Origin of the sequence: Microbispora cellulosiformans, assembly GCF_008728085.1 — a bacterium.
GTDB lineage: Bacteria > Actinomycetota > Actinomycetes > Streptosporangiales > Streptosporangiaceae > Microbispora > Microbispora amethystogenes.
In genome coordinates this window covers 436,216-455,619 of the sequence record NZ_VYTZ01000001.1, presented here as the reverse complement: position 1 = coordinate 455,619, position 19,404 = coordinate 436,216, and the positions used below count along the sequence as shown (strand labels likewise).

Here is a 19,404-nt window from a genome sequence, read left to right as displayed (position 1 = left end):
GAGTGCCTCCGAAGTCTGTGCTGACATCCTGTTTCGCCTGGATGTGATCGGGTGAGTCCGGGTTGCCGTATCGTGGTCGGCGCTCAGCCGTACGACCCCCTTAGGACTCGACGTGCACTCGGTGACCGCGATCGTCGTCGCTCACGACGGCGCCCGCTGGCTCAAGGAGACGCTGGCGGCGCTGCCGCGCCAGACCCGGCCTCTCGACCGTGTCGTCGGTGTCGACAACGGCAGCCGGGACGGCAGTGCGAAGCTGCTGACCGAGGCGTTCGGCTCGCACAACGTGCTGACCATGCCGAGGTCCACCGGATTCGGCGAGGCCGTCCACGAGGTGCTGCGGCGGCTGCCGCCCGCGCCCGGCCAGGAGTGGGTCTGGCTGCTCCACGACGACTGCGCTCCCGACGCGGGCGCGCTGCAGGCCCTGCTGTGGGCCGCCGACCACGACCCGAAGGCCGCGATCCTCGGCCCCAAGCTGCGTGACTGGCTCGACCGGCGGGTGCTGCTGGAGATGGGCGTGACCGTCAGCAGGTCCGGACGGCGCGACACCGGCCTGGAGCCGAGGGAGTACGACCAGGGCCAGCACGACGAGATCGCCGACGTCCTGTCGGTCTCGACGGCGGGCATGCTCATCCGCAGGGACGTCTGGGACGAGCTGTCCGGCCTCGACACCTCCCTGCCGCTGTTCCGCGACGACCTCGACCTGTGCTGGCGCGCCCGCGCGGCGGGACACCGCGTGCTGAACGTGAGCGACGCGGTGGCCTGGCACGCCGAGGCGTCCGCACGGCGCCGCCGCCGCATCTCCACGAGCGAGGAGCACCCGCGCAGGCTCGACCGGCGCAACGGCCTGTTCGTCCTGATGGCGAACCTCCCGTTCGGCGCGTTCGCGCGGTCCGTGCTGCGCAACGTCTTCGGGTCGGCGCTGCGGGCCCTGCTGTTCCTGCTGGCCAAGCAGCCGGCCAACGCCCTGGACGAAGTGGCCGCGCTCGGCTCGGTCCTCGGCCGTCCGTGGCGCCTGCTGCGGGCCCGCAAGGCGCGCAGGAACGGCAGGAAGCAGAGCTGGCCCGCGATCAGGCGCAAGCTCACCCCGCCCGGCGCCGCGCTGCGCCGCCTCGCCGACATGGTGCAGGGCTTCCTCGCCGGGACGGGCCCGGTCGACTCGGCGGGCCGCCACCACGCCGCCGCCGACCCCGGCGAGGAGGACGGCGACGAACTGCTCACCGACTCCGGAGGCGTCCAGCGCCTGCTGAGCAGCCCCGGAGTGGTGCTCTGCCTGATCCTGGCCGTCATCACGGTCGCCGCCGAACGGACGCTGCTGCCGGGCGGCCTGCTCGGCGGCGGTGCGCTGGTGCCGGTCACCGGGAGCGCGGCCGACCTCTGGCGGCTCTACGTCGAGGATTACCACGCCGCCGGGCTCGGCTCCGGCACCTGGGCCCCGCCGTACGTCGCCGTGCTGGCCGGGCTGTCGGCGCTCGCGCTCGGCAAGACGTGGCTGGTCGTCGGCGTGCTGCTGCTCGGCTGCGTGCCGCTGGCCGGGTTCTCGGCGTACGCCGCGACGAAGCGGATGATCCCCTACACGCCGGCGCGGGTCTGGCTGGCCGCCACCTACGCGCTGCTGCCGGTCACGACGGGCGCGGTGGCGGGCGGACGGCTCGGCACCGCGATCGTGATCGTGCTGCTGCCGGTCTACGCGGCGCTCGCCATCCGGGTGATGGCCGGGTCGAGCCGGGCCGCCTGGGGGTTCGGCCTGCTCCTGGCCGTGGGCACGGCGTTCGTCCCGCTCGTTTACGTGCTGGTGGCGATCCTCGGTGGCCTCGCCGCGGTGTCGTTCGGCGGCATCCGCAGGGGAGTCACGAGGTCGATCGCGATCGGTCTCGGCACCCCGGTCGTCCTGCTGTTCCCGTGGCTGGTCCAGATCGCTCAGGAGCCGGGGCGCATCCTGCTGGAGTCCGGCCTGCACGATCCCCGGCTCTCCGACCCCCGGCTCGCCGCGGAGTCGCTGCTCATGCTGAGCCCCGGCGGCCCGGGGGTGCCGCCCGTGTGGGCGACGGCCGGCCTCGTCGCGGTCGCGCTGGCCGCCCTGCTGCTGCGGCGGCACCAGATGGTCGTCGCGATCGGCTGGGGCGTGATGCTCTTCGGCCTGCTGGTGGCGATCGTGGTCAGCCGGATCACCGTCCACGTGGGAGGAGCGCTCGGGGAGGCCACCGGGGGAGCCGTCCCCGTCTGGCCCGGCGTGCCGCTGGCGTTCGCGGCGACCGGCCTGCTGGTCGCGGCGGCGCACCCCGCGCACCGGATCACCGAGTTCCGCGCCGCCCGCGGGCTGCGCCGCCTGGGGGCGATGCTCATCGTCGTGGTGGCCTTCGCCACGCCGCTGGCCGCGGCCGGGCTGTGGGTCGTCAGGGGCGCGGACGGCCCGCTGCGGCACGATGTGGCCGATCCCGTGCCGCTGCTCGCCGCGGTCGAGTCGGCACCGGGAGAGGGCACGCTGCTGCTGCGGGCCAGGGACGGCGAGGTCGGCTACACGCTGCTGCGCGGCCGGGGCCCGCTGATCGGAGAGTCCGACCTGGAACCGCCGGGTGAGGCGAGCGCCCGCTTCGGTGCGGCGGTCGCCGGGCTCGCCTCCGGGCGGGGTGGCGAGTACGCGCGGACGCTCGCGTCGTCCGGAGTCCGCTTCGTGTCGGTGCCCGCCCCGGTCGATCCGGCGCTGCAACGGGCGCTCGACTCCGAGCCCGCCCTGGCCAGGAGGAGCCTGTCGGAGGCGGGGGGCCTGTGGCGCATGTCGGGCCAGGTCACCATGCCGCCGCCCGCGGTTTCCGGGAGCGCCCTGCACCGCGGGTGGCTGTGGGCGCAGGGCGCGCTGCTCGTGCTCGTGCTCGTGCTGGCCTCGCCCGGCGCCCGTACGACGGATCCGGCGGACGGTGACTACACCGACTCTCCGGCCGAGGAGGGGCCGCGGGGCCGCCGCCGCGCGCGGGACGACAAGGGCCGGAACGACAAGGGCCGCGATGGCAGGGCCCGCGGTGACAGGGGCCGGGAAGGCGGAGGCCGCGGCAGAGGCGGCGAGGACAGGGGCGGCGACGACAGGGGCAGGGAAGAAACGGTGCCCGCGTGAGAAGACTGATCGAGAACCGCTTCGGCCTGCTCGCCCTCGTGCTGATCGCGATGGGCGCGCTCTTCGGCGTGGCCTTCGTCAGCAGGCCCGCCCCCGTGACCCAGGTGCGGCCGCAGGCCGTCAGGGCGCCCGTCGAGTCGGTGACGGCCGTGTGCCCGGCTCCGGCGGGCAGCAGGGTGAGCGTGGTCACCCCGCCCGGCGCCGGCGGACCGGGCAGCGCCACCCTGTCGGCGATCGCCGCCCCGGACGCGAAGGGCGCGGACAAGAAGACAGGCGAGGACCCGGGGGAGAAGGACGCTGTCATCGACCGGCCGGGTCTGCTGTGGCAGCGGGAGATCGCCTCCGGAGGCGGCCCTCTCATGGTCGTCGGCACCGGCTCGATGGCCGCCGGGCTGGAGAGCGCGCAGACCGCCAGGGAGACCTCCGGCGCCCAGCGGGGCCTCGCCGGGGTGCGTTGCGTCGAGCCGGGCGCCGACACCTGGTTCGTCGGGCCGGGCCCCGCCGCCGCCGAGATGACCCTCTATCTCGCCAACCCGGACTCCGCCCCGGCCGACATCACGTTCATGGTCTACTCGGGCGAGGGCCCGGTGCTGAGCGAGCGTGGCAACGGCGCGGTCGTCAAGCCCGGCGGGCATCGCGTGATCAGGCTGCGCGACCTCGCGCCGTCCCCGCTGATCATGGCGTTGCGGGTGAGCACCCGCAGCGGCCGGGTGGCCGCCGCCGTGAAGGCCGTGCTCGGGGAGGGCCGGGGCGCCGACTGGCTGCCCGTCGCCGCCGCCCCCGCCACCCGGGTGGTCGTCCCCGGCATCCCCGGCACCGCGGGGAAGCGCGAGCTGTACGTCGCCGCGCCCGGGGAGACCGACACGGTCGTACGGATCAAGGCGGTGCTGGAGGACGGCTCCTACGCGCTGAAGAACAAGGAGACGATCGAGGTCCCGGCCGGCTCGACGGCCTCAATCGACCTGTCCACCGGCATCGGCGGGCAGCCCGCCGCGCTGGTGCTGGAGTCCGACGTGCCGATCGTCGCGGGCCTGAAGATCACCGGAACCGGCGCCCGGCAGGACGTCGCCTTCACGGCCGGCGCCGACTCGATCGATCTCGGCAGCGTCGTCGCGGACGCCCAGGCGACGGGTGGCAAGCAGGTCTCGCGGCTGGTGCTGTCGGCGCCCTTCGCCCCGGCCACCGTCGAGGTGCGGCTGCTGCCCGCCAAGGGGGAGGCGCCGGCCCCCGTCGAGGTGAAGCTGGCCGCCGCCCACACCCAGGAGATCAGGCTCACTCCGCGCGGGAGCAAGGACGCCTTCAGCGTCGTCGTGCGTCCGCTGCCCGGCTCCGGCCAGGTGTACGGCGGCCGCGTCCTGGACGAGGCGACCAAGGACGGCCAGCTGGTCACCGCGCAGCCGCTGGCCGTGGGCCGGATCTGGGCCCTGGTGCCCCCGGCCGTCGACGCACCGGGCGTCGTCCTCCCCTGAACGGCGGCCCCTGTACGGCGAGGTCTCTCGGCGTCTTGATCAGGGGGTGGGTCTCAGTGACGGTCGTCGTAGCCGGGATCGATCGTCTCCGGGGTGAGGCCCAGCAGGCTCGCCACCTGCTCGACCACCACGTCCAGCACCAGAGTGCCGAGCGTGTCGCGGTCGCGGGCCCGCGCCTCGAGCGGCCGGCGATACAGCACGACGGTCGCGGGGTCGTCCCCGGCGGCCGACTCCGCCCGTCCCAGCGGGATCGGGTCCGACGACATCCGGGCCGGGCCGTCCACCAGCTCGTCGGCCGGCGGCACCTCCTCGACGGCGAACTCGACGGCGGCGAGCTGGGCCCCCCACCGGGGCTTGAGCCGGTCGACCGCGTCGAGCACCAGGTCGTCGAAGCGCTCCCCGCGGGACTTGGCGATGGGGACGTGCGAGGGCGCGAGCGGGCCGCGCATCCCGCGACCGTGCCGGTCGCGCCGGCGCACCCGCCGCGGGGGGTCCGGCCTGTCACCGCTCCGATCGCTCACGCAGTCAGCTTAAGGCGTGCCCGGCGTGATCCGCCGGACACCGGCTGAGCGCCTTCCGCAGGTACGACGGACCGCGCGGCGTTGTGTCCGCTTTGCCCGACAATCTCATGAGGACTTCTTAGAACGCTGAATTGTGGCGACACGCTCGATAAGAGCCGCAGGGTGGTGGCAATGTGAACGCGGACCGGATACGGTCCCTCCGTGAGCCCCGTCCGCAGCTGTTCCCGTACCGCCTGCAGGCAGCCTGCCGTCTTCACACTCACGTATGTCTACGCCGACTCGACCGCCGTACTCGGCCCTCTGGCGACGTACGTCGAGCCCCATTGCTACGACCTGTGCGCGGAGCACGCGGAACGGCTCACCGCGCCCCGAGGGTGGGAGGTCGTTCGCCTTCCGTCCGAGTCCGTGTCCCCGAGCGGAGACGACCTGGAGGCGCTGGCGAACGCGGTCCGTGAGGCCGCCCGCCCCGCTCCCGCGGCGGGAGAGCCGGTCGGCCAGGCGGTCGAGGTGGGACGCCGGGGCCATCTCCGCGTGCTCAAGTCGGCACAGCCCAATCGGGAGCGCTGAAGCGTTCAGACTCCGCGCGACGAGATCGCGCGCACCGCGTTGGATCGCCCGTTGTGGGGGCAATCAGGCGCTATAGGCTCAGGTGCGAAGACTTAACGACTTTTAGGGGCGTGCAGTGGCCGACCTCAGCAGGATCTTCAAGGCGTACGACGTGCGCGGTGTGGTGCCCGACGAGCTCGACGAGGAGATCGCGCAGGCCGTAGGGGCGGCGTTCGTGGAGCTGACCGGTGCGACGTCGGTGGTGATGGCCCACGACATGCGCACCACCTCCGGCCCGCTGGCCGCGGCCTTCGCGCGGGGCGCGACCTCCCGCGGCGCCGACGTCGTCAACGCCGGCCTCGGCTCGACCGACATGCTCTACTACGCCAGCGGCAGCCTGAACCTGCCGGGCGTGATGTTCACGGCGAGCCACAACCCGGCCAAATACAACGGCATGAAGATGTGCCGCGCCGGGGCCGTTCCCGTGGGCACCGACACCGGGCTGCTGGAGATCCGCGACCGCGCGGCCGAGCTGCTCGACACCGGGCTGGGCGGCACCCCCGGTGCGGGAACGGTGACGGAGCGCAATCTGCTGGAGGGCTACGCCGCCCACCTCAAGACCCTGGTCGACCTGTCGGGCATCCGGCCGCTCAAGGTGGTCGTCGACGCCGGCAACGGGATGGGCGGCTACACGGTTCCCGAGGTCTTCAGGGGCCTGCCGATCGAGCTGACCCCGCTCTACTTCGAGCTCGACGGCAGCTTCCCCAACCACGAGGCCAACCCGATCGAGCCGGAGAACCTGCGCGACCTGCAGAAGGCGGTCGTCTCGCAGGGCGCCGACATCGGCATCGCCTTCGACGGCGACGCCGACCGCTGCTGGGTCATCGATGAGCGGGGCGAGTCGGTGCCGCCGTCCACGATCACCGCGCTGGTCGCGGTGCGCGAGCTGGCCAAGGACCCCGGTGCCACGGTCATCCACAACCTGATCACGTCCAAGGGCGTGCCGGAGATCGTCGCCGAGCACGGCGGCAAGCCGGTCCGCACCCGCGTCGGCCACTCGTTCATCAAGGCCGAGATGGCCCGCACCGGCGCGGTCTTCGGCGGCGAGCACTCGGCCCACTACTACTTCCGCGACTTCTGGTTCGCCGACTCCGGCATGCTGGCCGCGCTGCACGTGCTCGCCGCGCTGGGCGAGCAGGACCGGCCGCTGTCGGAGGTGCTGTCGCGTTACTCGCGCTACGCCGCCTCCGGAGAGATCAACAGCAGGGTGGACGACCAGACGGCGGCCCTGGCCCGCGTACGGGAGACGTTCGCGGCGCGGGAGGGTGTTACCTTCGACGAGCTGGACGGACTCACCGTCAGCGGTCCGGACTGGTGGTTCAACCTGCGTCCGTCGAACACCGAGCCGCTGCTGCGGCTCAACGCGGAGGCCTCCGACGAGGAGAAGGTCGCCGCCGTCCGCGACGAAGTGCTCGCCGTCGTAAGGAGCTGATGAGTTGAAGATCGACGACTGGCTGCTGGACATCCTCGCGTGCCCGGCGTGCAAGTCCCCCCTCCACGCCGTGCCTGAGGCGGACGAGCTGGCGTGCACGTCCGAGTCGTGCGGCCTGGTCTACCCGGTGCGTGACGACATCCCGGTCCTCCTCGTCGACGAGGCCCGTCGGGCATGACCGGTGCCGGTGGGGCCCGGTTCGAGCCCGACCGGCTCGACGACCAGGCATATCTGGTGGAGGGCGACCCCTCCGGAATGCTCCGTACGGCGGCCTCCTCGGCCGCCGAGGTGCGCACGGCGTACCGGGCGGCCGTGGAGAGCGGCCTCGCGCGGATCGGCCGCGACGGACGTCCGCGGGCGATCGTGGTGGTCGGCATGGGCGCGAGCGGGCTCGCCGGCGAGGTGCTCGAAGCGCTGTGCCGGTACAGCGCCCCGGTTCCGGTCGTGACGGTGCGCGGCTACCGGCTGCCCGGCTGGGTCGGCGCCGCCGATCTCGTCGTCGCCGTCTCCCGCTCGGGGACGACCGAGGAGACCGTCGCCGTGACCGCCGAGGCCGTACGGCGCGGCTGCGCTGTCGTCGGCGTGGGCGCGCCGGACACGCCGCTCGCCGCCCTGGTCACGCGGGGCGGCGGGCCGTACGTGCCGGTCGGCGGGGTGGCCGGGCAGCCGGAAGCGACCCTGTGGTCGCTGATGGTGCCGCCGATCCTCGCGGCGACGGCGTTCGGGCTGGTCCCGGTGGACGAGGACGAGTTCGAGGCGGTCGCGAGGCGGCTTGAGGATCTCGCGCACCGCTGCCGCCCGTCGAGCGAGTCGTTCATCAACCCCGGCAAGACGCTGGCCATGGAGCTGGCCGGCACGGTTCCGGTCGTCTGGGGCACCTCTCCGGTGGCCGCGGTGGCGGCCCACCTCCTGGCCACCCGGCTCGGCGCCCACGCGGGCTATCCCGCGACCTGGGGCGAGCTGCCCGAGGCGGCGCACAACCAGATCGGGACGTTCGACGGCCCCCTCGCCGGGCGCGACATCTTCGCGGACCCTCATCCCGACGAGCCCGGAGGCGGCCCCCGGCTGCGCCTGTTCCTGCTGCGTGACGTGGAGGAACACCCGCAGGTGACCCGGTCCCGCACGGCCGCCGTACGGATGGCCGAGGATCGCGGGGTTCCGGTGTCGGAGATCACGGCCGACGGCGTGCGCCCGCTGGAGCGGCTCGCCGCCCTGGCCGGGCTGGTCGACTACGCGACTGTCTACCTTGCTCTCGGGTACGGGATCGACCCGGCGTCGGTGGCCGTATCCACGGAACTCCGGGCCCGGATTTCCCAATAGGGGCACTAGGATCGCTTCGGCCTGTAGATATCGAGGAGTTCAACGTGAGTGCGGGTGGCGGTACCAAGGCGATCCTCGCGGCGCTCGGCGCCAACATGGCGATCGCGGTGGCGAAGTTCGTGGCGTTCATCTTCACCGGGTCGTCCTCCATGCTGGCCGAGTCGGTCCACTCCGTGGCCGACTCCGGCAACCAGGCGCTGCTGATGCTGGGCGGCAAGCAGGCGACCAAGCGGAGCACCCGCAAGCACCCGTTCGGCTACGGGCGCGAGCGCTACTTCTACGCGTTCGTCGTGGCGGTGGTGCTGTTCACGATCGGCGCCCTGTTCTCGCTGTACGAGGGCTGGCACAAGATCGCCGACCCGCATCCGGTGGAGTCGCCGCAGTGGGCGTTCGGCGTGCTGGTCTTCGCGATCGTCGCCGAGGGGTTCTCGTTCCGTACGGCGATCAAGGAGTCGAGGGAGCACAAGGGCAAGGAGTCCTGGGTGTCCTTCATCCGGCGGGCCAAGGCGCCCGAGCTGCCCGTCGTGCTGCTGGAGGACTTCGGCGCCCTGCTCGGCCTGGTCTTCGCGCTGTTCGGCGTCGCGATGGCGGTGATCACCGGCAACGGCATGTGGGACGGCGTGGGCAGCCTCGTGATCGGCCTGCTGCTCGCGGTGATCGCGGTCATCCTGGCCGTCGAGACCAAGTCGCTGCTGATCGGCGAGAGCGCCGCTCCCGAGATGGAGAAGAAGATCTGCGCGGCGCTGGAGTCGGCTCCCGAGGTCAGCCGGGTGATCCACCTGCGCACCCTGCACCTCGGCCCGGAGGAGCTGCTGGTCGCCGCCAAGATCGCGGTCGAGCACGACGACACCGCGAGCGAGGTGGCCCGGGGCATCGACGAGGCCGAACGGCGCATCCGCGAGGCCGTGCCGATCGCCCGGGTGATCTACCTGGAGCCGGACCTCTACCGGGCGGACGCCGCCTCGACGCAGCCCGCCGGCACGTGACCGGCTTTTCGCTCGGTCACTTTTCCGCTGCGCACCGTGATTGAAATGTGATCCTGAGTCACTTCAACCTCCCTGGTACCGGTCGGTAACTTTACTTGTGCATCTGACCGGTTCCCCCCTCCGGAGGTGACTCATGATTCAGCAGGGACGCGTGCGCTGGAAACGGTTCGCGCTCGTCTTCGTACCCGCTCTCGCGGTCGCCTCCGTGCTCGTCGGCGCGACCGCGGAGGGCGCCATCGGCGCGTCGTTCGTGGTCTCGGGCGACACGTTCAAGGTCTCCGCAGACAAGCTGCAGGGCCAGGGCTTCGTGCAGTACGGCAGCGTCACCGAGAACAAGAAGGGCCGGAAGATCCCGGTCGCGGTCTCCGGCATCCGGAAGGCCACCCTGACGAACATGTGCCAGACCGTCCTGATGAAGTCGCCGGTCGGCGCGGTGACGCTCCGGATCACCGCGGGCACCGGCAAGGACCCGGTGACCGCCGAGAACATGATCGTCGACGCCTCCCAGATCCAGGGCAACGCGGTCTTCACCGGCATCGAGGCCGGTCGTGACGCCAGCACGCTCGACCAGGTGCCGGAGGCGCAGGGCGCCGCGGGCATGTTCGGCCAGCAGGCGACCGCGGTCTCCATCGAGAACTTCCGGCAGGTCTCCTGGTCGGTCAACGCGGCGACCTTCAAGCTTCCGGGGCTGAAGCTGAGCGTCGAACCCGGCGAGCACGAGTGCTTCTGATGCGGTGGCAGGTCGAATCCCTCGGCGGGCGGCGATGAACGGTTCCTGGCGCAGGTCCCGGCCCTTCTGGGGCGGCCTGCTGGTGCTGATCGCGGGCCTGGAACTGCTGAGCATCCCGTTCGCGACGAAGGCGCTGCCGCTCGTCATCCAGTCGGGCACGGTCGGGGCCACCTACCTCATCGCGCTCGTGCTGGTCATCCTGGGCCTGATGATCTGGCTCCAGCCCGGTCAGCGGGCGTTCCTCGGCGTCGTCGCCGTGCTGGTCTCGATCGCGTCGTTCGTGTACGCCAACCTGGGCGGCTTCCTGGTCGGCATGCTGCTCGGCCTCGTCGGGGGCGCGCTCGCGGTCGCCTGGGCTCCGGAGGAGACGGCCCCCCACGCCTCCGGGACGCCCGCCGAGCCCTCCGGCGCCGCCGCGCCCGCCGGGCTCTCCGGTGCCGCCGCGCTCGCTGAGCCCTCCGGCGCGCCCGCGCCCGGTGGCGGAGAGATGACCTTCACCACCCGCCGGGTCGTCAGCCGCGACGAGCACCTGCGGCCGGCGGGCGCCCAGGCCGGCCCGCGGACCCAGCCCCAACCACCCGTCGCGCAGGACGACACGCAGACCGGCGCGCGGGACGACACTCAGACCGGCGCGCCGGCCGAAGCGCGGACCCCGCCGCGGCCGCCCGTCGCGCCGCCCACCGGAGACGGCCACCAGGTCCTCGTCGGCCGCATCCGCCCCACCCCGCCCCCCGAGGACGCGGGCTCGCGGGGCGGCCCGGACGACGACAGTGACGAGGGCGGTGACGGGGGTGTGCGGGCGGGTTCGCCCGATGACGGGCCCCGCCCGCCCGCAGGCCCGCCGGGGCGGTACGAAGGGGGGCCGGGCGCGGCGGGCAGGGCGCTGGCGATCGCGATGCTTCCCGTCCTCCTGGTGACGGGGACGGGCGTGCCACAGGAGGACCCCGGCGTCTCCGCACAGCGCGGCACCGTCACCCGGGCCGCGCCCGCTGCCGCACGCAGCGCGGTGGCCGATACCCGCTCCCACGCGGTGTCCAACGCGGCCGTCCGTACGATGCCCGCCGTCGGCTCCCGTGCCGTGTCCCATGCCGTGCCCTACGCGGTGTCCACTCTGCTTCCCGGGGCAGTGCCCAGCGCCGTCTCCGGCGTCGTCCCGGACCTGGTGCCCACGATCGTGCCCACCGACCTGCCGGGAGCCCTGGGGTCGGCGAACCCCCTGGCCCCTCTCACCGGCGGAAGATCCCGTTCGTCCGGGGCGTCGCTGTCCCCGGGCGAGGACGAAGGGGGCCAGGCCCCGCCCGCCGGACCCACGGACGGTCAGGTGCGGGTCGCGGTCGAGCCCGCCGCCGTACGGGCCCCCTCGCTCACCATGACCGGCATGAAGTTCACCGGGGTCGTGGAGATGCCCACCGCGACCGGCACGGTCAAGATGCTCCGCTTCACCATGCACAAGGCCGTGCTGGAGCGGCCTCAGCAGACCATGGGCTCGACGACCCTCGTCGGCAGCGCCTTCACCTTCGAGGGCAACGTCGTGATCTGCACGACGGAGATGACCGCGAAGCTCCTCGGCGTGCCCCAGCGGTTCACCGCCGAGCATCCGAACATCCTGGTCCGGGCGCTCAAGCTGGTGCCGTCGCTGAACGTCCCGCTGACGATGACCGACGTCGTCAGCGAGCAGCCGTACGTCACGGCCGACTCCCTGCGAGCGGACGATCTCCACCTGGTGGTCGGCGCCTGAGCCGCGGGCTCGGACGATGGCCTGAGTCAGCGGTGCCGCAGCAGCCGGAGGGCCTTCTCCTTCTCGAAGTCCAGCGCCCGGCGCGGCGCCTGGATGCGGCCGATGCGCACGCCGAGGTCCCGTACGGCCTGGGCCACCGCGGGCTCGGACAGCGCCCGGAGCGCGAAGGCCAGTTCGGCCGGTGAGACGTCGAAGCGGCGTTCCAGGTCCACCGCCTGCCGCACCGCCTCGATCTCGTCCGGGCCGAAGCGCCGGTGGGAGCCCCGGTCGCGTACGGGCGGCAGCAGGCCGAGCGCCTCCCGGTAGCGCAGCATGCGGGGGGACATGCCGAGCCGCCGTGCCGCCTCGGTGATGCGCATGATGCCTCCGGTCCACGTTCCCGGACCCCACGCTAGACAGTCCCGGAGCCTTCCGGCACCCGTCGGCGGCCGAATCTCACATTCTTGTGTCAGGTTCGCACGCCCGCGTATGCGTCCCGAGTCCCGCGACGCCTAAACTCGCACCGACGAGACAACGGAGAGGGACACACTCATGGACTTCAAGGTCGCCGACCTTGCGCTCGCGGAGTTCGGCCGCAAAGAGATCCGCCTCGCGGAGCACGAGATGCCGGGCCTCATGGCGACCCGGAAGGAGTACGCCGCCGCGCAGCCGCTGCGGGGTGCGAAGATCATGGGCTCGCTGCACATGACCATCCAGACCGCCGTGCTGATCGAGACGCTGGTCGCGCTGGGCGCCGACGTCCGCTGGGTGAGCTGCAACATCTTCTCCACCCAGGACCACGCCGCCGCCGCGGTGGTCGTCGGCCCGGACGGCACGGCCGACAACCCCTCCGGCGTCCCCGTCTTCGCCTGGAAGGGCGAGACGCTGGAGGAGTACTGGTGGTGCACCGAGCAGGCGCTCCGCTGGCCCGACGGCTCCGGCCCCAACATGATCCTCGACGACGGCGGCGACGCCACGCTGCTGGTGCACAAGGGCGTGGAGTTCGAGAAGGCCGGCGCCGTCCCGGTCGCCGGTGAGGACGACCCCGAGGAGTGGGCGGTCATCCTCGACACCCTCCGCCGTACGGTCTCCGCGGACAACTGGTGGACCCGCGTCGCCGAGGACATCAAGGGCGTCACCGAGGAGACCACGACCGGCGTGCACCGCCTGTACGAGATGCACAAGACCGGCAATCTCCTCTTCCCGGCGATCAACGTCAACGACTCGGTGACCAAGTCGAAGTTCGACAACAAGTACGGCTGCCGCCACTCGGTGATCGACGGCCTCAACCGCGCCACCGACGTGCTGATCGGCGGCAAGGTCGCCGTGGTCTGCGGTTACGGCGACGTGGGCAAGGGCTGCGCCGACGCGCTGCGCGGCCAGGGCGCCCGGGTCATCGTCACCGAGATCGACCCGATCTGCGCGCTCCAGGCGGCGATGGACGGCTTCCAGGTCACCACCCTGGAGGAGGTCGTCGGCATCGCGGACATCTTCGTCACCTGCACCGGCAACTACGGCATCATCAGCGCCGAGCACATGTCGCGGATGAAGCACCAGGCGATCGTGTCCAACATCGGCCACTTCGACAACGAGATCGACATGGCCGGCCTCGGCCGGATCGACGGCGTCAAGAGGATCAACATCAAGCCGCAGGTCGACGAGTGGGTGTTCCCCGACGGGCACTCCGTCCTCGTGCTCGCGGAGGGCAGGCTGATGAACCTGGGCTGCGCCACCGGCCACCCCTCGTTCGTCATGTCGAACTCGTTCACCAACCAGGTCATCGCGCAGATCGAGCTGTTCACGAAGACCGACGAGTACCCGACCGGCGTGTACGTGCTGCCCAAGCACCTCGACGAGAAGGTCGCCCGCCTCCACCTCGACGCGCTCGGCGTGAAGCTGACCACGCTGAGCAAGAAGCAGGCGGAGTACATCGGCGTCGACGTCGAGGGCCCGTACAAGCCGGACCACTACCGCTACTGACGGCGGGACGGCCGCGGGGGTCCCAGGCCCCCGCGGCCCGCACGAAAGGCGCGTACGAGAAGGCGCCTACGAGAAGCGGCACGAAAGACGGAGGGCCGGCGTGACACAGCCGGACATCGCGGAGGCCGGGGAGCGGCGCATCGAGTGGGCGGCCCGGTCGATGCCGGTCCTCCAGGCCATCGGCGCCGGGTTCGGCGCCGACCGGCCACTCGACGGCCTGCGCATCGCCGCGTGCCTGCACGTGACGGCCGAGACGGCCGTGCTCATGGGCGCGCTGCGGCAGGGCGGCGCCGAGATCGCCCTGGCCGCCTCGAACCCCCTGTCCACGCAGGACGACGTCGCCGCGGCGCTGGGGGAGTACGGCATCGCCGTGCACGCCCGCGCCGGGGTGGACAGGGCGACCTACTACCGGCACATCAACCAGGCGCTGGACATCGCGCCGCACATCGTCCTCGACGACGGCTGCGACCTCGTCAACATCCTGCACACCGAGCGGGTCCAGCTTCTCGACGGCGTGCTGGGCGGCTGCGAGGAGACCACCACGGGGATCATCCGGCTGCGCCAGATGGCCTCGGAGGGCGCGCTGCGCTTCCCGGTCGTCGCGGTCAACGACACCCGGACGAAGCGGATGTTCGACAACCGCTACGGCACCGGCCAGTCGACGCTCGACGGCATCATGCGGGCCACCAACGTGCTGCTCGCGGGCCGCACCGTCGTCGTCGCGGGCTTCGGCTTCTGCGGCAGGGGAGTCGCGGAGCGGGCCAAGGGCCTCGGCGCGCGGGTAGTCGTCACCGAGATCGACCCGGTCAAGGCCCTCGACGCCGCCCTGCAGGGCTACGACGTGCGGCCGATGAGCCGGGCCGCCGAGATCGGCGACGTGTTCGTGACGGTCACCGGCAACCGCGACGTGATCCGCGCCGAGCACCTGGCCGCCATGAAGGACGGCGCGATCCTCGCGAACGCGGGCCACTTCGACGTCGAGATCGACGTGCGGGCGCTGGAGGGAATGGCCCGGGAGGTGCGGTTCGGCATCAGGCCCAACACCGACGAGTACGTCCTGGAGGACGGCCGCAGGCTGCTCCTGCTCGCCGAGGGCCGCCTGGTGAACCTCACCGCCGCCGAGGGCCATCCGGCCGCCGTGATGGACATGTCGTTCTCCGCCCAGGCTCTCACCGTCGCCTGGCTGGTCGAGGAGCCGTCCCGGCTGCCGCCCGGCGTGTACGACGTCCCGGCCGGCATCGACGTGGAGGTGGCCCGCCTGAAGCTCGCCGCCGCCGGGATCTCGATCGACGCCCTCACCGCCGAGCAGGAGGAGTATCTCCACTCCTGGCGGCTCGGGTCCTGACCCGTCCCCCCACGCCCCGCACGTCTCGCACCGCGCCGCCCCGCCGCGCGTCCGCCACGTGGGCCTTGAACCCGTCCTGGCGGTGGGTGCGGGTCTTGTGCACGTGCCGGGATTCGGTGGCGCGTGATGTGGAGAGGTTCTCCGTGGCCCGGCGAGGCTGGGCGAAATCAGGTGACAAGCTCGTCGAGGTGCGCTTGAAGGACCTCGACGCAGCCTTGCGGGCTCAGTACGCCCGGGTGCAACACCGTGTTGAGACTGAGTCCGTCCAGCAGTGAACTCAACCGCTCGGTCTCGGTGTCGATGCGCAGTTCAGGCCTGAGCGCCCCCATCTCTCTCATGCGGATGAGAATCCGCCTGACAAGGGCCCTCGTGCCGGCGGCGGACTTGTGCGAGAGCTCGACGTCGATCGCGGGATGGGTTCTGGCCGCCGTGACGAAGTCGATGAAGACCGCGACCTCGGCCCGGCGGGTCTCGTCAAGGGGGAGCAGCTCGGAGAGCAGGTCCATGGGGAGACGCCTTCGCTGTGCCGAGGGCAGGGCGTCCACATCTCCCAGGTCGTCGATACGACGGAGGAGCCGATCACTGACCCGGTCCAGCATGGCCTGCATCGCGAACCGCATGAGCTCCTGCTGGTTGGCGAAGTAGTGCCGTAGGGAGCCGATGTTGAGGTCGGCCTCATCCGCGACGGCACGCAGTGACGCCCGTTGCAGGCCCTCGCGCAAGACCACCCTGAAAAGCGCGTCGACCACGTCATTGCGGCGGGCGACGGGATCAACCTGCTTCGGCATGGCCCCTTTGTATCACGCGTGTGATACTTTCGTTTTATCACACCCGTGATAAAACGATGGAAAGGAGATCCCGTGGAGACGATCCTCAACCTGCTGCTCATCAGGTTCGCCCTGGTCGTGAGCGGTCTCGTAGTGATCGCCCTGATCGTGTTCGCCGTCGCCGTGACACTCAAGCGCCGGGGCGGGATCGACCGGGTCCGTCCTTACGCCGAGCCCGTGGCCCGCGCCGTCGCCCGGCATCTGGGCCGTGACACCTCACGCTCCCGGCCCGGCGCGTCCCGTGGGACCCTGGCGGGCGATGCCGCCAGGGTCGCCGCCCGCTACCTCGCGGAGGAACGGCGCCGGAACGGTGACCGATGACCGGCGGCCTGCTCCATGCGCCGCTGGCAGGGGATGGGGGATCCGAAATTCTCGATCACCTGCTGTCCGACGTTCTGATCAAGGGGGGCATCGTGGTCTTCGCCCTGCTCGCTCTCGTGCTGGGCATGGTGCTCATCTGGAGGAAGATCGGAAAGGGAGACGTTCCCGAGCATGATCGATAGGTGTCATGACCGGGTGCTGCGAGCCGCAGAGCCCCTGCGGCGCAGGATGCCCCGGTCCCGAATGAGCAGTACCCTCTCCTCCGCGTTCGCCTGGGCCACCAGGGTGTCGTCGTCGACGTCGTTGCGGTAGGCGACGTCCACGCCGACAAGGCGCAGCCGCCTGGACAGCGCGACGAGGTGGCCGTCCAGCACGAACCGGGCCCGCGCGATCGGCTGCGGCCGGTCCACGCCGTGCACCTCGACCACCTCGCCGGTGAGCGGCCGGTACGTCGCGGGGACGGGTCGGCGGCCAGCGGTCAGGCCGCCGATCTCCGTCAACGGCACCCCCGCCGACTCGACCACGCGGCCGAGTGAGGAGGTGCCGTCGTAGGGGAGCCCCAGCTCACGCCGCCGGTGGCGGGGGGGGGCGAGGAACAGCCACAGTTCCGGGTCGAAGCGGACCGTCGTCGCCATGCGTCCAGCATGCCAAGAGCGCGCAACGGCCGTTCGGTGGATGCCGGGGCGCCGCCCGCCGGGGATGCTCGACGCGTGATCTCCTTGGCTACAGTGACGCCCGACCGGTGACGCCGGCCGGTGACGCCCCGCCAGTGTCGCCCAGGCAGTGTCGCTCAGAACACGGAGGCGGGCACCGTCGGTGTGACCTCTCCCTCAACACACCGGCGGCGCCCGCCTCAACCCCACTGCAGGATGCCCCATGACCTGCAATTGCCACAGGTGCCCCCCAGTCGCGGGTCTACACCTAAATCGGCGGAACAAATCCTCCGGAAGTCGCCGCGGACCCTTCCCGCGCCTCTCCCCGAGGGGTGCCCGGCGCGGTCTGTCGCGCCTCCACCTGACGTCTGACCAGGGGATTTCCCCCGTGCGTGCCGTGCCCGCGCGGGCCGTACCTCCGCGCGCCATAGCGCGCGCGATTTTCGCGGATTCCGGCGAGCCGCGCCTCCTCCCGGCGCCTGCGCTCGGCCAGCACGGCGGCCAGATAGGCATACGGCGGGACACCGGGCGGAGGCGGCGGCGCGATCCGCGCGCTCACCTGACCGGCCACCCGCATCCCCATCTCCTCCCGCATCGCCGGGCTGAGCTGGTGCCACCGGACGAGGTACTGCCGGGCGGTGGCGGCGAGCTCGCCGGACAGGCCGGAGAGCTCCAGCGTGGCCGCCCAGGACGCCAGCGCCGGCGGCATCTCGGGAGGCGGGGTCTCGCCCGGCCCGCGCTCGCCGATGACGATCGTCCCGGCGAACACGTCGCCCAGGCGTTTGCCGCGCTGGTTCAGCAGCGAGGTGATGAGTGCCGGGGCGCCGAACAACGGCGTCCAGAACTCCAGGAACCCGGCGAGTCCGCGGAACAGCGCCTGCCGGAAACGCTCCGGCCCTCCGTCGTCGCTCACCACCCGCAGGCCCAGCGCGAGCTTGCCCGGTGAGCGGCCCCGGGTCAGCGTCTCGAACGCGACCGGATAGCCCACGATCACCAGCACGGTGAACAGGATGATCAACGCGACGGACAGCGCGTCGTCGGTCAGCGCCGAGGCGTTGGACACCAGCACGGCCGCCACGACGAGCACGGTCCACTGGATGACGAAATCGATCAGGAAGGCCAGGGCGCGGCTGGGCAGCTGGGCCACGCGGACCTCGACGACGACGGCCTCACCCGTCACGACTTCGGACACACTGCGCACCCTACTGTGTTCAATTGCCGCGCCTTCGGCACGGCGGCTCGGGCGCCTACAGTCCGTGGTCGTGCCGGAGGCGCGCGGCATGGGCAGCCCTCGGTGCGTGCTCGCTCGTTCCTCGCTCCGCGCGCTCCTCAGTCCAGACACGGCCGCGCACCTCGCGGCCGTGGTCGATAGGGTCCGATCCGTGGACATCGATGCGTTCGTCGCCGCGAGCAAGCCGTCCTGGGACCGGCTGGACGATCTCGTACGGCGGCGGCGCACGCTGCGCGGTGCGGAGATCGACGAACTGGTGGAGCTCTACCAGCAGGCGGCCACGCATCTGTCCATCGTCCGGTCCGCGTCGACCGACGCGCTGCTCGCCGGCCGCCTGTCGTCGCTGGTCGCGCGGGCCCGTTCGGCCGTCACCGGCGCGCACAGCCCGGCCTGGCGGGAGGTGGCCCGGTTCTTCACCGTGTCGTTCCCGGTCGTCGCCTACCGGGCCCGGCGCTGGTGGATCGGCGCCACGGTCGCTTCTCTTGTCGTGGCGTACGTCATGGGCGTGTGGGTGGCGACCGACCCGGCGGTACAGGGCATTGTGGGCACGCCGGAGGAGATCCGGCAGATCGTCGAGCACGACTTCGCCGACTACTACTCCGAGAGCCCGGCGGCGTCCTTCGCGGGCCATGTGTGGCTCAACAACGCCTGGCTGTCCATGCAGGTGGTGGTCTCGGCGATCCTGCTCGGCCTGCCCATCCCGTGGATCCTGTGGCAGAACTCGGCCAACGTCGGGGTGCTGGGCGGCCTGATGCACGCCCACGACAGGGCCGACGTGTTCTGGGGGCTGATCCTGCCGCACGGCATGCTGGAGCTGACCGCGGTGTTCCTCGCGGCCGGGGTTGGCATGCGGCTGGGCTGGACGGTCGTGGACCCCGGCCCGAGGCGGCGGGCGGATGCGCTGGCCGAGCAGGGCAGGGCCGTGATGAGCGTCGCGCTCGGCCTGGTCGTGGTGCTGTTCGTCTCCGGGCTCATCGAGGCGGGGGTCACCCCCTCGGGCCTGCCGACCTGGGCGCGCATCACGATCGGCGCGCTCGCGGAGGCGCTGTTCCTCACCTACGTCGTCGTCTTCGGCCGCCGGGCGGAGCGCCGGAACGAGACGGGGGACATCGAACGCGCCCCCGACCTTGCCCCCACGGCCTGACGGGTCCCCATAG

At 72.0% G+C, this 19,404-nt stretch carries 19 protein-coding genes; 14 read left to right on the top strand and 5 right to left on the bottom strand.

What is annotated here, in order from left to right; genetic code table 11:
* Positions 1-112: 112 nt before the first annotated feature.
* Positions 113-3,109, top strand: coding sequence for a glycosyltransferase family 2 protein (locus F5972_RS01865; protein ID WP_150930432.1), 2,997 nt, complete (start codon positions 113-115; stop codon positions 3,107-3,109).
* Positions 3,106-4,578, top strand: a complete 1,473-nt coding sequence (locus F5972_RS01860; protein WP_150930430.1) for a DUF5719 family protein — start codon at positions 3,106-3,108, stop codon at positions 4,576-4,578. Before F5972_RS01865 ends, F5972_RS01860 begins: the two co-directional genes overlap by 4 nt.
* A gap of 53 nt (positions 4,579-4,631) precedes the next feature.
* Here F5972_RS01860 and F5972_RS01855 read toward each other — a convergent pair whose 3' ends face one another.
* Positions 4,632-5,099: a metallopeptidase family protein gene (locus F5972_RS01855; protein ID WP_225311091.1), complete on the bottom strand. Its 468-nt coding sequence runs from the start codon at positions 5,097-5,099 to the stop codon at positions 4,632-4,634.
* 201 nt (positions 5,100-5,300) lie between these two features.
* On the opposite strand from F5972_RS01855, the gene F5972_RS01850 reads away from it, so the two are divergent.
* The 7 genes from F5972_RS01850 (at position 5,301) to F5972_RS01820 (ending at position 11,911) form a co-directional block, all read left to right on the top strand.
* Entirely contained in the window at positions 5,301-5,666 is a 366-nt protein-coding gene (locus F5972_RS01850; RefSeq protein WP_139573364.1) for a DUF3499 domain-containing protein, read from the top strand.
* 115 nt (positions 5,667-5,781) lie between these two features.
* Entirely contained in the window at positions 5,782-7,137 is a 1,356-nt protein-coding gene (locus F5972_RS01845) for a phosphomannomutase/phosphoglucomutase (protein ID WP_150930428.1), read from the top strand.
* Between the two features lie 4 nt (positions 7,138-7,141).
* Entirely contained in the window at positions 7,142-7,315 is a 174-nt protein-coding gene (locus F5972_RS01840) for a Trm112 family protein (RefSeq protein WP_150930427.1), read from the top strand.
* Positions 7,312-8,457: an SIS domain-containing protein gene (locus tag F5972_RS01835; protein ID WP_150930425.1), complete on the top strand. Its 1,146-nt coding sequence runs from the start codon at positions 7,312-7,314 to the stop codon at positions 8,455-8,457. Before F5972_RS01840 ends, F5972_RS01835 begins: the two co-directional genes overlap by 4 nt.
* A gap of 44 nt (positions 8,458-8,501) precedes the next feature.
* The gene (locus F5972_RS01830) at positions 8,502-9,443 is read left to right on the top strand and encodes a cation diffusion facilitator family transporter (RefSeq protein ID WP_150930423.1); all 942 of its coding nucleotides are present in this window, start codon (positions 8,502-8,504) and stop codon (positions 9,441-9,443) included.
* A gap of 133 nt (positions 9,444-9,576) precedes the next feature.
* Complete coding sequence (locus F5972_RS01825) at positions 9,577-10,173, top strand: DUF6230 family protein (RefSeq protein ID WP_150930421.1); 597 nt, start codon at positions 9,577-9,579, stop codon at positions 10,171-10,173.
* A 34-nt stretch (positions 10,174-10,207) separates the two neighbouring features.
* Positions 10,208-11,911: a DUF6114 domain-containing protein gene (locus tag F5972_RS01820; protein ID WP_150930419.1), complete on the top strand. Its 1,704-nt coding sequence runs from the start codon at positions 10,208-10,210 to the stop codon at positions 11,909-11,911.
* A gap of 26 nt (positions 11,912-11,937) precedes the next feature.
* Here the strand turns inward: F5972_RS01820 and F5972_RS01815 are convergent, their stop codons facing one another.
* The gene (locus F5972_RS01815; RefSeq protein WP_150930417.1) at positions 11,938-12,270 is read right to left on the bottom strand and encodes a MerR family transcriptional regulator; all 333 of its coding nucleotides are present in this window, start codon (positions 12,268-12,270) and stop codon (positions 11,938-11,940) included.
* A 172-nt stretch (positions 12,271-12,442) separates the two neighbouring features.
* Here F5972_RS01815 and ahcY point away from each other — a divergent pair, with 172 nt between their 5' ends.
* The gene (gene ahcY / locus F5972_RS01810) at positions 12,443-13,870 is read left to right on the top strand and encodes an adenosylhomocysteinase (RefSeq protein WP_150930415.1); all 1,428 of its coding nucleotides are present in this window, start codon (positions 12,443-12,445) and stop codon (positions 13,868-13,870) included.
* A gap of 100 nt (positions 13,871-13,970) precedes the next feature.
* Positions 13,971-15,215 (top strand): adenosylhomocysteinase, encoded by a 1,245-nt coding sequence (locus F5972_RS01805; RefSeq protein ID WP_150930413.1) that lies wholly within the window; start codon positions 13,971-13,973, stop codon positions 15,213-15,215.
* A 167-nt stretch (positions 15,216-15,382) separates the two neighbouring features.
* Here the strand turns inward: F5972_RS01805 and F5972_RS01800 are convergent, their stop codons facing one another.
* A complete protein-coding gene (locus F5972_RS01800; protein WP_150930411.1) occupies positions 15,383-16,003 on the bottom strand; it encodes a TetR/AcrR family transcriptional regulator in 621 nt (206 codons plus the stop codon).
* A gap of 72 nt (positions 16,004-16,075) precedes the next feature.
* Here F5972_RS01800 and F5972_RS01795 point away from each other — a divergent pair, with 72 nt between their 5' ends.
* Both F5972_RS01795 and F5972_RS01790 read left to right on the top strand, forming a co-directional pair.
* Positions 16,076-16,363 (top strand): hypothetical protein, encoded by a 288-nt coding sequence (locus F5972_RS01795; protein ID WP_191909896.1) that lies wholly within the window; start codon positions 16,076-16,078, stop codon positions 16,361-16,363.
* Entirely contained in the window at positions 16,360-16,545 is a 186-nt protein-coding gene (locus tag F5972_RS01790; RefSeq protein ID WP_150930409.1) for a hypothetical protein, read from the top strand. Before F5972_RS01795 ends, F5972_RS01790 begins: the two co-directional genes overlap by 4 nt.
* Positions 16,546-16,548: 3 nt before the next feature.
* On the opposite strand, the gene F5972_RS01785 is transcribed toward F5972_RS01790, so the two are convergent.
* A complete protein-coding gene (locus tag F5972_RS01785) occupies positions 16,549-16,998 on the bottom strand; it encodes a Mut7-C RNAse domain-containing protein (RefSeq protein WP_150930407.1) in 450 nt (149 codons plus the stop codon).
* Positions 16,999-17,284: 286 nt separating this feature from the next.
* Positions 17,285-18,208, bottom strand: coding sequence for an RDD family protein (locus F5972_RS01780; RefSeq protein WP_225311090.1), 924 nt, complete (start codon positions 18,206-18,208; stop codon positions 17,285-17,287).
* A 190-nt stretch (positions 18,209-18,398) separates the two neighbouring features.
* Here F5972_RS01780 and F5972_RS01775 point away from each other — a divergent pair, with 190 nt between their 5' ends.
* The gene (locus F5972_RS01775; RefSeq protein ID WP_150930403.1) at positions 18,399-19,391 is read left to right on the top strand and encodes a stage II sporulation protein M; all 993 of its coding nucleotides are present in this window, start codon (positions 18,399-18,401) and stop codon (positions 19,389-19,391) included.
* Positions 19,392-19,404: the final 13 nt, after the last annotated feature.